Origin of the sequence: Achromobacter sp. NPDC008082 (assembly GCF_042957345.1) — a bacterium.
Taxonomy (GTDB): Bacteria; Pseudomonadota; Gammaproteobacteria; order Burkholderiales; family Burkholderiaceae_B; genus Achromobacter; species Achromobacter kerstersii_A.
In genome coordinates, this window is sequence record NZ_JBIBIB010000001.1 from 389131 (window position 1) to 401283 (window position 12153).

Genomic DNA, 12153 nt, shown 5'->3' on the forward strand with positions numbered 1-12153 from the left:
TGTAACTTTGCGATACATTGCAGGGCTTTGACGGAAATTGCGCCTTGCCACCGCCGGATTTCCCGCCACCACGATGATGTCGATGCGCCTGCCCTTATCCCGTTCGCCTTTATCTGCGCCGTTCTTTTCCCGTTCTCTGCTCCTGCGTCTTGCGACCCTGCTGCTGTTGCTGGGGACGTTGAGCGCCTGCGCGGTCAAGACCAATTCGCGGGGCGGGCTGGTCTATGGCGTGGATACCGCCGCCTTGTTCGGCACCGAGATCGGCCAGTTCCCCTTGCAGGACGGGGGGCTGGGCACGCTGCGCCGCGAAGGCAAGAACTTTTCGGTCAAGCTGTCGGGCAACCAGCGCGTGGTGCCCTTGAACAACGTGGACTCGGCCCGCATTGCGCGCACCGAGAACGTGGGGCCGCGCACCGTTGTCGTCATTGAAACGCAACGCCGCAACTGCGACTACCGCTACACCGTGCTGGCGATTGAAGGGTCCGACGTATTGTCGTGGGACTTGGGCAATTGCCGCGACCGGCCCGCCGTGCTGGTGCAGGACGACCGCAGCGCGTTGACGTTCGACTTTCCGAAGGGTTCTGTCATCGAACGCTTCGTCTATACGCAGGACGGCCGCATGCGCCGGGGCGACGTCAAGACCGTGGCGGGCATGAACCCGCGCGCCAAGCCCTTTGCCGACGAATCCTTGTATCCGCCGGGGTACATGGATTCGCTGCGCCTGTATGGGGTGTATCCGCCACCCGCTGCGCCCGCCGCGAAATCGGGCCGATCAGGTAAATCGGGAAAGCCTGGCAAGCCGGGCACGTCAACGCCCTCTGCCGCGCCGTCGCGTTCGGCCACGCCTGATGCGCCTGCGCCGATGCAGACCGGCACCCAATCCGCAGGCCGGGTCATCCCGCCGCCACCACAACGCGTGCCAGGCGGCGATGCGCCTGCCGCCGCCGCCACCGGTGCTGCACCTTCCCGCAGCGCCAGCGCATCGCGCACGCCGGCCAAGCTGGATCTGCCTGACGAGGAAATCACCTCGACGCGCCTTGATCTGAGGGATTGACGTGCGCCAAGCCCAGATTCGCCAGATTCTTTTCCTGATCGTGCTGACGGTGATTTACCTCAGCTTTGAATTGGGATTCAACGCCCGCTTGCTGGACGTGGTGGGCAGCCGCGCCACGCCGCACGACATCGAAGAACTCGAATTCTTCGGCCGCACGCTGTCCGGCATCGCGGCCGCCTTGGTGGTGCTGCAACTGATGCTGACCCGGCGCTTGCGCACGGGCGGCCGGCCGTCATACCTGAAGATCGCCATCGCTTGCGCCGTGACCGCGCTGCTGGTGTTCAGCGCCATCAAGCTGATTGTGAATGTGCTGGTCGATACGCGTGATGGCGACTTCCGCCGCATCGCCACGAATTCCGGCTTGCTGCAACGCTCGCTGGTGCAGGGCGATCTGCATCTGGACGGGCTGGTCGACGACGAGGTCTATGCGCGGCCCGAGGGCAAGGCGTTCCTGGCGGTGTTCCAGGTGCTGCTGTCCAACATCGAGAACCTGGACGAGAAGGTCGAGCCCAAGAAGCGTCAGGTCATCCGCACCGATCTGCAACGCCAGATGAAGACCTTCACGTTCGATGACCGCGAAGTCCGCATGACGGCGCCGGGCATTCGGGGCTATCACCAGGTCTACACCAGCGTGATGCAGTCGGTGGCTGACCGCTGGAAGAAATACGCGGGTGTGCCGGTGGCGTCTGACATTGGTCTGGCGCGCGAGCAGGACAGCGCCTGGAGCGATTACCGCCGCAACCTGTCGCGCCGCGGCTGGACGCCGGAGAACGTGCCTGCCCGCTATCAAGGCCGCGTGGTGCAAGACGTGCGCAAGCGCATCCCTGTGCCGGGCGACTGGCAGCCGCATGACCGCGCCACCTTCAATGCCGCGGTTGCGCAGCAGTATTGGAAGACGATGCGCAGCCGCACCGTGCATGTGGAAGGCGACGCCATCCCGCCAGGTTTGTCGTACGAAGATTTTGTGGCGCGCCCTGGCGTGCAGAAACTGTTGCGCCAAACCTTGATGGTGCCGGCCAACATGCCTGTTTCGTCGAACTACACGGATGCCGCCAGCTTCAAGCGCCTGTATGACAGCATGCTGGACCGCGCGGTGGACGAAGCGCTGCCGCGATTCTCGGCCAGCAATGTGGACTTCGCCCGCGGCGGCCAACACTACAAGCTGGGCGAAGACGCGGCGCGCGCGGCCATCGTGCCGCCGGTGGCGCTGTTGTTCTCGCTGTTGGGCGCGGTGGGCCACTTTGCCAAGCTGCTGTACCTGATCGCAAAACTGTTGGTGTGGTGGCGTACGCCCGCCGGCCAGGAGCCGGGCCGCACCGCCACGCGCGCGGCCGGGCTGGCGCTGGTGCTGACGCTGGTCTGCGTGTGGACGGCGTTCTCGTTCATGCAGAACGGGGTGACAAAAAGCGAACTCTTTCAGCAGATGTCGCGGGTGGAATCCGGCCGCGAGGATGAATCGATCGTCCAGGCGCTGCGCCGCCGCGTGCTGGCCAACGTGGCGCATGTGGTGGTGGTGGGCCAGGCCTACACGTACCCGTTCAACGAAGCGGTGCGCATGCGCGTGCTGGGCGGCATCAAGTATGGATATCACGGCGATGCGAGCTAAGCGCTTGGTTGCGGCGGTGCGAGCTAAACGCGTGATCGCGGCGGTGCTTGCCGTTGCGCTGCCGTGGTCGGGCGCAAGCGCGGCCTGCCTGGGCATGCAGGTGCACGCGCACCGTGGCGCGCCCACGCTGCCGGAGAATTCGCTGGCGTCGATCAGTGCGGCGTATGCGGGCGGCTGGGATGGTGTCGAGATCGACATGCAACGGCTGAAAGACGGCCGCTGGGTGCTGCATCACGACATGCTCACGGGCCGCACGGTGGGCGGCGTCGGGCGCAAGGCCGTGCTGCAACTGAGCAGCGCCGATTGGCGCGGGGCCAAGCTGTTGGGGCAGGGCGGAGGTTCACCGCCGCCCTTCCTGGACGACGCGTTGCGCGTGGCGGCGGCGCAGCCCGCCAAGACGTTCAATGCGGAACTCAAGGTCGTCTATCGCGACTGCGCGCCGGTGGGGCAGCTGGTGGCGGGCATGAAGCAGGCGTTGCCGCATGGCAACTGGATGATCACGTCGGCCTTTCCGGAAGCGCTGCGCTGCGTGCGCGGCACCGATCGTCAGGGCTATCTGGGGCTGATCGTCTTTGATCCGCGCCATGCGGAGTCGGTCAGCGCCAACCCGCTGGGCAAGTACGTGGCGCAGCGCGCCACGGCGCCCAAGCTCACACGGCAATGGCTGGCCAACCTGGCGGCCAATGTGGGCGCGCCCGTGGGCGTGCATGTGGACGCGATGACGCTGGCCGCCAACCCGCAACTGCTGCGCGACGCGGCGGCGCAATCGGTGCGCGTGTTCGTCTATGCCGTGGGCGGGGATGCGGCCTTGGCGCAGCAACTGCGGGCCACGAAGCAGCGCGAAGGCTATCTGCCGTCGGGCGTGATCATCGATGGCGACGCGCAGACGTTTTGCCGGGCCATGGGCGGCTGAACGCGGCTGAACGTCGCCGAACCCGAGCTTCGTGCGCGGCCGCCGTTTCCGCATAAACTGGGCGCCTTCTTCCCGCTACCCACTCGCAAGGAAACGCCCATGACCGCACGCGCCACCTGGTTCCTGTCCTGCATGCTGCTGGCGGGAGTCGCCCACGCGGGCTCCGCGCCGGCCGAACTGTCTTGCGTTTCGGATAGCGGCAACGTCGCGCTCAAAGGCGTCATCCCGTCGCCGTCGTCGGAAGACCTGGACGTCACGCTGCGTTATTTCGACGCGAATCTGGCGTTCACTTCAGACAAGAATGCCAATGGCTATGTCGTGTCGGATTTCCCGCAATCGGTGTTCACGCTGCTGGTGCCCGCCGAGGGCGTCGCGCTGACGTTGTACGCGCTGCCGTCCAGCGTGTCGGTGGACAAGCAGGCCGATGGCGCAGTGGCCGGCAAGTTCCAGGCCAAGCTGACGGCGCCTCGCCCGCGCTCGGCGGCGGGCGCGCAAACCAACAGCCCGCTCAAGGCCACGCTGACCTGCGAGTACCACTACTCGATTTAAGCGCCGCCGCCCCGGCCATCCTTTGCACGGGTGTGCAAGGCGGCTGCATCGCGGGCGCATATCTGGCTGATGGCCCGGACAATAGTCCGGGCCTTTTTTATGCCTGTTCAGGGTTTACCCGGTATGGCTCGCCACGCCAAAATTTGTATGATGACCCGATAACTTTTACTCAAGAGACATCTCATCATGCAGGCCGAAACCCGCGTCCGCGAAGAAATCTGCACTGTCGGCGCCAGCCTTTACAACCGTGGCTATACCGTCGGCGCGGCCGGCAATATCAGCGCCCGCCTGGACGACGGCTGGCTGATCACCCCCACCGACGCCTGCCTGGGCCGGCTTGATCCGGCGCAGTTGGCCAAGGTGGATCTGGACGGCAACTGGGTGTCGGGCGCCAAGCCGTCCAAGACGCTCGTGCTGCATCAAGGCATCTACCGCGCCAGCCCCGAATCGCGCGGCATCATTCATACGCATTCCACGCATCTGGTCGCGCTGACGCTGGCGGGTGTGTGGCGGCCCGACGAAGTGCTGCCGCCCATCACGCCGTATCAGGTGATGAAGGTGGGCCGTATTCCGCTGATCGGCTATCGCCGGCCCGGCGATGCGCAAGCGGCGGCTGAAGTGGCCGCGGTGGCAAGCCAGGTGCGCGGCGCGTTGTTCGAGCGGCTGGGGCCGGTGGTATGGGAACGTTCGGTCGCCCATGCCTCGTATGCGTTGGAAGAACTGGAAGAGACCGCGCGCTTGTGGCTGATGTCCAACCCGCGCCCCGCGCCGCTGTCCGCCGTTGCCATCGAAGACCTGCGCGTGACCTTCGGCGCGCGGTACTGATTTCGCTGTACTGACCCTCTCGCATTACTCCCCACTTCCGTACAAAGCCGGCAGGCCGACACGACACCGCTCGCGGACCCGCACGGCGCATCCCTGGAGACTTTTCATGCCCCCGATGGACTTGGCGTCGAACGCCGCACCCGCTGCGGCCTCACAGCCTGAATCCCGCGAGACCGCCCGCGCCTATGCCAAGGTGTTCTGGCGGCTCGTGCCGTTCTTGATGCTCTGCTATGTGATCGCCTATCTGGACCGCGTCAACGTCGGTTTCGCCAAGCTGCAAATGTCGCAAGACCTGGGCTTCAGCGAAACGGTCTTCGGCCTGGGCGCGGGCGTGTTCTTCATCGGCTACTTCCTCTTTGAAGTGCCCAGCAACCTGTTGATGCACCGGCTGGGCGCGCGTATCTGGATTGCGCGCATCATGATCACGTGGGGCATCTTGTCGGGCATGTTCATGTTCGTTGAGACGCCCACCGGCTTCTACATCTTGCGCTTCCTGTTAGGTCTGGCCGAAGCGGGCTTCTACCCCGGCGTCATCCTGTACCTGACCTACTGGTATCCGGCGCATCGCCGCGCGAAGATCATTGCGCTGTTCATGTCGGCCATTCCGGTGGCCGGCATCTTCGGCAATCCGCTGTCGGGCTGGATCATGGAAGCGTTTCACGGCGCGCACGGCTTGCAAGGCTGGCAGTGGATGTTCCTGATTGAAGCCATTCCCGCACTGGTCATCGGCATCGTCACCGTCATGTATCTGGATAACGGCATCTCCAGCGCCAAGTGGCTTACCGCGGATGAAAAGCAGATCCTGACCCGCGAGATCGAGCAAGACCAGAAGCAGACCGGCACGCAAAAGCACTCGTTGCGCGCCGTGTTTGCGGACTCGCGCGTGTGGTGGATGTGCCTGATCTACTTTGCTTTCGTCGCCGGCCAGTACGGCCTGACGTTCTGGATGCCCACGCTGATCAAGTCCACGGGTGTGACGGGCGCGTTCAACATCGGCCTGCTCAGCGCCATTCCGTTCCTGTGCGCCATCGTCGTGATGAACCTGCTGGGCCACTCGGCCGACAAGCGCCGTGAACGCCGCTGGCACCTGATCGTGCCGGCGCTGGCGGGCGCAGTGGGTTTCACGGCGGCGGCGTCCTTTGCCGACAACACCGTGATTTCGCTGATCTGCCTGTCGATGGCCGCGGCCGGCGTGCTGACGTGCGCGCCGTTGTTCTGGTCCTTGCCCACCGCCTTCCTGTCCGGCACCGCCGCTGCCGCAGGCATCGCCATCGTCAACTCGGTGGGCAACCTGGCCGGCTTCGCCAGCCCCTACATGATCGGCTACCTGAAAGACGTCACCAGCTCTACCGCGTCCGGCATGTATGTGCTGGCCGCCGTGCTGGTCGTAGGCGCCATCGCGGTCTGGTTCACGCCGGCCAAACTCGTTAACCGCTGATCCGCTTGATTCGATAAGGAATGCCCATGCCGCGCCTGGCCGCCAACCTCACCATGATGTACGCCGAACACCCCTTTCTGGACCGCTTCAAGGCGGCCGCCAGCGACGGGTTCCAAGGCGTGGAGTTTTTGTTTCCGTACGAGTTTGCGGCGGCCGACCTGAAGGCGCGCTTGCAAGACAACGGCCTGACGCAAGCGCTCTTCAACGCGCCGCCGGGCGATTGGGCGGCTGGCGAACGTGGCATTGCGTCGTTACCCGGCCGCGAGGCCGAGTTCCAGCGCGGGCTGGATCAAGCGCTGGAATACGCCGCGCAGCTGGGCAACCGCAGCCTGCACGTCATGGCGGGCCTGATCCGCGCGGACCAGAACCGCGCGGCGCATCGCGAGGTGTACGTGAAGAACCTGGCGCGCGCCGCCAGCGCGGCGGCATCCGCCGGCATCACCATCGTGATCGAACCCATCAACACGCGTGACATTCCCGGCTTCTTCCTGAACCGCCAAGACGACGCGCAAGCCATCTGCGCCGAGGTCGGCGCCGGCAATCTGAAGGTGCAGTTCGACTGCTATCACTGCCAGATCGTCGAAGGCGACATCGCCGTGAAGTTGCAGCGCGACATCGCAGGCATCGGCCACATCCAGATCGCAGGCGTGCCAGACCGGCACGAGCCCGACCTGGGCGAGCTGCACTACCCCTATCTTTTCGAGCGCATCGACGCGCTGGGCTACACGGGCTGGATCGGCTGCGAATACCGGCCGCGCGCGGGCACCTCTGCGGGCCTGGGCTGGGCCCGTCCTTATCTCCACAATCAGTGAGCACTCCATCATGAAGATTCTGATCACCGGCGGCGCCGGATTCCTGGGCCAGCGGCTGGCTCGCAAACTGCTGGAGCAAGGCTCGCTGACGCTGGACGCCCGGGGGCCGCAACCCATCACGCAGATCGATCTGCTGGATGTGGTCAAGACGGATGCCTTCACCGACCCGCGCGTGCACTCGCTAGTGGGCGATATCGCAGACCCCGCCGTGCTGCGCCAAGCCATCGACAAGAACACGCGCGCCATCTTCCATCTGGCGGCCATTGTCAGCGGGCAAGCCGAGGCGGATTTTGATCTGGGCATGCGCATCAACCTGGATGCCTCGCGCGCCTTGCTGGAAACGTGCCGGGCGCTGGGCCACCAGCCGCGCGTCATCTTCACCAGCTCGGTGGCGGTGTACGGCGGCGCCTTGCCGAACATCGTGCAGGACGACACCGCGCTGAATCCGCAGTCGTCTTACGGCACGCAAAAGGCCATTGCCGAATTGCTGCTGGCCGACTACACGCGGCGCGGCTTTGTGGATGGCCGCGTGCTGCGCCTGCCCACCATCAGCGTGCGGCCGGGCCGGCCCAACGCCGCGGCCTCATCGTTTGCCAGCGGCATCATTCGCGAACCCTTGAACGGCGAACCCGCCGTGTGCCCCGTGGGCGCCGATACGCGCTTGTGGCTGCTGTCGCCGCGCGGCGCGATCCAGGCCTTGATTGCCGGTTGCGAATTGCCGGCAGACGCGGTCGCGGACCGCGCGCCGATCAACTTGCCCGGCGTCTCCGTTTCGGTTGCCGAGATGGAGCAGGCGCTGCGCGAGGTGGCGGGCGACGCCGTGGCCGACCGCATTACGTGGCAACGCGACGAGCGCGTCGAACGCATCGTCGGCAGTTGGCCGGGCCGCTGGGACACCACGCGCGCGGCGCGGCTTGGCCTGGCGGGCGACAAGGACTTTGCCGACATCATCCGCGCCTACATGGCCGACGACCTGACGCGCTAAGCGCACCGTTCGCGCACCGACCATCTACCCGGACGAACCCCACATGAACTCTTCGCAATCTTCTTCACGCCGCGTTGGCGTCATCGGCCTGGGCGCCATGGGCGCGGGCATCGCGCAAAGCCTGCGGCGCGCGGGCCACGACGTGCACGTCTACGACATCCGCGCCGAAGCGGCCGCCGCCTTCGCCACGCAGGGCGGTGTGGCCTGCGCCACGCTGGCCGAGCTTGGCGCCGCGTGCGACATCATCATCAGCGTGGTCGTCAACGCGCAGCAGACCGAAGCCGTGTTGTACGGCGAGGGCGGCATTGCCGCGGCCTTGCGCTCTGGCGCGGTGTTTGTGATGTGCTCTACCGTAGACCCCAACTGGTCCATCGCGCTGGAAGCGCGCCTGGCCGAGCAGGGCATCCTGTATCTGGATGCGCCGATTTCGGGCGGCGCGGCCAAGGCGGCGTCGGGCCAGATGACGATGATGACGGCCGGCAGCGCGGCGGCGTACGACGCCTGCGGCGCGGTGCTGGAATCCATGGCGGGCAAGGTCTACCGTTTGGGCGACCGCGCGGGCGCGGGCAGCAAGGTCAAGATCATCAACCAGCTGCTGGCCGGGGTGCACATTGCGGCCGCCGCCGAAGCCATGGCGCTGGGCCTGCGCGAAGGCGTGGACGCCAACGCCTTGTACGAAGTCATTACGCACAGCGCGGGCAATAGCTGGATGTTCGAAAACCGCATGGCGCACGTGCTGGCGGGCGACTACACGCCGCTGTCCGCTGTGGACATCTTCGTGAAGGACCTGGGGCTGGTGCTGGACACCGCGCGGCACACCAAATTTCCGCTTCCGCTGGCGTCCACGGCACATCAGATGTTCATGCAGGCGTCCACCGCCGGGCATGGCCGCGAAGACGATAGCGCCGTCATCAAGATATTTCCGGGCATCACGCTGCCGGAGGAAAAATGAGCATCAAACTGGGCTGTATTGCCGACGACTTCACCGGCGCCACCGACTTGGCCAACAACCTGGTGCGCGCGGGCATGCGCACGGTGCAGACCATCGGCATTCCCGGCGCGCCGCTGCGCGATGACGCCGACGCCGTGGTCGTCGCGCTGAAGACGCGCACGTTGCCCGCCGACGAGGCCGTGGCGCAGTCACTGGCTGCGTTGGAATGGCTGCAACAGCAGGGCGCAGAACAAATCTACTTCAAGTATTGCTCCACGTTCGACAGCACGGCGCAGGGCAATATCGGGCCCGTGACCGATGCGCTGATGACGCGCCTGGGCACGGACTTCACCATCGCCACGCCCGCCTTCCCCGACAACAAGCGCACGGTGTTCAAAGGCTATCTGTTCGCGGGCGATGTGCTGTTGAACGAATCGGGCATGCAGCATCATCCGCTGACGCCGATGACGGACCCGAACCTGGTGCGCGTCTTGTCTGCGCAGACAAGACGCAAGGTTGGGCTGATCGATTACACCGTGGTGGCCGCGGGCGCCGACGCGATCCGCGCGCGCATTCAAGCGTTGAAGGACGACGGCGTCGAGATCGCCATCGTGGATGCCGTGTCGAACAACGATCTGCTGACCTTGGGACCGGCGCTGCGCGGCATGCCGTTGGTGACCGCGGGTTCGGGCGTGGCGATCGGGCTGCCGGGCAACTGGGGGCTGACCGCCGCGCAGGCCGCGGCGCAAACCCGTTCAGCGGGCTTGCAGGCCGTGGTGGCGGGCAGTTGCTCCACCGCCACCAACGGGCAAGTCGCCGCATTCATCGCGAGCGGCCGGCCGGCCTACGCGCTGGACCCGATGCGCTTGGCGTCGGGCGACGACGTCGTGGCGGAAGTATTGGCCTGGGCTGAACCGCGCATGCAGGACGGCCCTGTGCTGGTCTATTCCACCGCGCAGCCTGATCAGGTCAAGGCCGCACAAGCGCAGTTGGGCGTGGAGCGTGCGGGCGCGATGATCGAAGCGGCCATTGCCCGCATTGCGGTGGGCCTGGTCGAACGCGGCGTGCGCCAGCTGATCGTGGCGGGCGGCGAAACGTCGGGCGCGGTGGTGCAGGCGCTGGGCTTGGAGCAGATCGCCATTGGCGAACAGATCGACCCCGGCGTGCCGTGGTGCGCGGGCTACACGCCGGTGGCGAACGCGGACGTCAGCATCGCGCTGAAGTCGGGCAACTTCGGCACGCAGGACTTCTTCATCAAGGCGTTTCGCTGACGACGCGGCAATGCTTGCCGATGCGGCCAGCGTTGTCGCGGGTGTCAGGCTAACGATGCGCCTGGCGCAGCCGCTTGGCCGCATTCACCATGTGGATGCGGGCGGCTTCGCGGGCGCCTTCCACATCCTGGCGGCGGATGGCTTCGACGATGGCGTTGTGCTCTTGCAGCACGTCGCGCATCAGGTCCGCGTGGCGCGCTTCGTTGCCGCGCGTCACGCGTGTGGCGGCTTCAAGGAACTGGCTGACAAACGCCAGCGTCGTCAGAAAATACGGGTTGCCCGTCGCGCGCGCGATGCTGCGATGAAACGCCACGTCTTCCTTCACGCCGTCGCCGCCATCGGCCACCGCTTGTGAAATCGCAGCGAGCGCCGCGTCGATCTCGGCCATGTCGCGCTTCTTGCGCATGGCGGCGGCCTGGGCGGCGATTTCGGTTTCCAGCGCGCGGCGCAGGTCCACGATGTGCAGCACGGCGTCAAGCGAACTCAGGTCGGCGGCGTCGATGCGCAGCGCACGGTTGCCCGTCAAGCCGGTGACATAGACGCCGCTGCCTTGCCGTGCTTCAACGATGCCATCCTGCCGCAGCCGCGACACGGCTTCGCGGATGACGGTGCGGCTCACGCCGAACTGTTCCGCCAGCGCGGCCTCGGTGGGCAGCTTTTCGCCGGGCAGCACGCGGCCTTCGTCAATTTCGGCGAGCAGGCGCTTGGCGACCGTATCGGTCAAGGTGGGCGGGGAGGGAAGTCGTGGAAACGCCATGGATGAGAACCGCAGAGTGTGGGCGACAGGCCGGTTGCGACGTCATTGGCGTGGCCCGGCGCCAATGATAACCGGTCTGCTGGCCGCCTTTGGACGCTTGCCCGCCGGACTGGAACGCGCCGCCATCAGGCAGTCGATGAAACATTGCGCCGCGGGCGTGGGAGGGGAATCGGCCCGCGTCAGAATCGATACGCGGGCGGCGGGCAGCTCGTGCGTGAGCGGCATCATGCGCAAGGGCCGGGGCATCAGTTGATGGTCGAACAAGGCGCGCACAAAGATGCCCAGCGCATCGCTTTCGGCCATGATGGCCAACGCGATGGCGATGGACTGGCACGGGATGATGTCGCGCGGCGGCGGCAAACCATGCGCGTCGAACGCCAGGCGCAGCAGGTTCGACGGCGCTTGAATATTGCCCGGCAGCAGCCACAGCGCGCCGTGCAGGTCGGCCAGGCTGCGCGCATGGCGCAAGGGGTGGCCGGCGCGCGCGCCAATCGCCATCGGCAACGTGAACAGGGTGCGGCGCGCGAAGCCGTCTTCGATGTCGCCGTCGTACTCGGTTTGCACAAGCAGGTCGTAGCGGCCCGATTCCAGTTGCTCGTGGCTATAGGGCGGCGCCACTTCGTTGAACGACACGGCCACGCGCGGCATGCGCGCGCGAAACGCCATCAGCGCGGCGGGCAGCGCGGTCAGCGCCGATGAACTGATGGCCAGATTCAAGGTGCCGCCTTCGCCGTCGAGCATCTGGCCGATCTCTTCCTGCGCGCGCCGCGTCTCTTGCAGGATGATGACGGCGCGTTTGTACAGCGCTTCGCCGTACGTGGTGAGTTCGACTCCGCGCGCGCTGCGTCGCACGAGTTCCGCGCCCACGCTTTGCTCCAGCTCGCGCAGGCTGCGCGTGGCGGCGGGCTGGGTGACGAACAGGGCGCGCGCCGCCGCGCGAATGCTGCGGTGTTCGGCAATCAGCACAAAGGCGCGCAACTGGCGCAGGTTCATGAGCGAGGTCTCAAAAAGG

At 66.1% G+C, this 12153-nt stretch carries 11 protein-coding genes and 1 pseudogene; 10 read left to right on the plus strand and 2 right to left on the minus strand.

Annotated elements, in window-relative coordinates:
- Positions 1–37 precede the first annotated feature (37 nt).
- The 10 genes and pseudogenes from ACFZAI_RS01800 (at position 38) to otnK (ending at position 10384) form a co-directional block, all read left to right on the plus strand.
- Positions 38–1054 (plus strand): hypothetical protein, encoded by a 1017-nt coding sequence (locus tag ACFZAI_RS01800; RefSeq protein ID WP_391565309.1) that lies wholly within the window; start codon positions 38–40, stop codon positions 1052–1054.
- Position 1055: 1 nt separating this feature from the next.
- Positions 1056–2660 carry a hypothetical protein gene (locus ACFZAI_RS01805; RefSeq protein WP_391565310.1) on the plus strand — a complete coding sequence of 535 codons (1605 nt, stop codon included), beginning with the start codon at positions 1056–1058 and terminating at the stop codon, positions 2658–2660.
- Positions 2650–3573 (plus strand): glycerophosphodiester phosphodiesterase, encoded by a 924-nt coding sequence (locus tag ACFZAI_RS01810; protein WP_391565311.1) that lies wholly within the window; start codon positions 2650–2652, stop codon positions 3571–3573. Before ACFZAI_RS01805 ends, ACFZAI_RS01810 begins: the two co-directional genes overlap by 11 nt.
- A gap of 99 nt (positions 3574–3672) precedes the next feature.
- Positions 3673–4122, plus strand: a complete 450-nt coding sequence (locus tag ACFZAI_RS01815; protein ID WP_391565312.1) for a hypothetical protein — start codon at positions 3673–3675, stop codon at positions 4120–4122.
- A gap of 186 nt (positions 4123–4308) precedes the next feature.
- Positions 4309–4947: an aldolase gene (locus tag ACFZAI_RS01820; RefSeq protein ID WP_391565313.1), complete on the plus strand. Its 639-nt coding sequence runs from the start codon at positions 4309–4311 to the stop codon at positions 4945–4947.
- A 106-nt stretch (positions 4948–5053) separates the two neighbouring features.
- The gene (locus ACFZAI_RS01825) at positions 5054–6385 is read left to right on the plus strand and encodes an MFS transporter (RefSeq protein WP_391565314.1); all 1332 of its coding nucleotides are present in this window, start codon (positions 5054–5056) and stop codon (positions 6383–6385) included.
- Between the two features lie 26 nt (positions 6386–6411).
- A complete protein-coding gene (otnI, locus tag ACFZAI_RS01830; protein ID WP_391565315.1) occupies positions 6412–7197 on the plus strand; it encodes a 2-oxo-tetronate isomerase in 786 nt (261 codons plus the stop codon).
- A 10-nt stretch (positions 7198–7207) separates the two neighbouring features.
- Positions 7208–8182, plus strand: coding sequence for a D-erythronate dehydrogenase (gene denD, locus ACFZAI_RS01835; protein WP_391565316.1), 975 nt, complete (start codon positions 7208–7210; stop codon positions 8180–8182).
- A 16-nt stretch (positions 8183–8198) separates the two neighbouring features.
- Positions 8199–9134 (plus strand): annotated as a pseudogene (ltnD, locus tag ACFZAI_RS01840) (L-threonate dehydrogenase); the annotation flags it as partial.
- Positions 9131–10384: a 3-oxo-tetronate kinase gene (gene otnK, locus ACFZAI_RS01845; RefSeq protein ID WP_391565317.1), complete on the plus strand. Its 1254-nt coding sequence runs from the start codon at positions 9131–9133 to the stop codon at positions 10382–10384. The pseudogene ltnD and the gene otnK, both read left to right, overlap by 4 nt.
- Before the next feature lie 49 nt (positions 10385–10433).
- On the opposite strand, the gene ACFZAI_RS01850 is transcribed toward otnK, so the two are convergent.
- The gene (locus tag ACFZAI_RS01850) at positions 10434–11141 is read right to left on the minus strand and encodes a FadR/GntR family transcriptional regulator (protein ID WP_391565318.1); all 708 of its coding nucleotides are present in this window, start codon (positions 11139–11141) and stop codon (positions 10434–10436) included.
- Positions 11142–11183: 42 nt separating this feature from the next.
- Positions 11184–12134 carry a LysR substrate-binding domain-containing protein gene (locus ACFZAI_RS01855; protein ID WP_391565319.1) on the minus strand — a complete coding sequence of 317 codons (951 nt, stop codon included), beginning with the start codon at positions 12132–12134 and terminating at the stop codon, positions 11184–11186.
- Between the last annotated feature and the right edge of the window lie 19 nt (positions 12135–12153).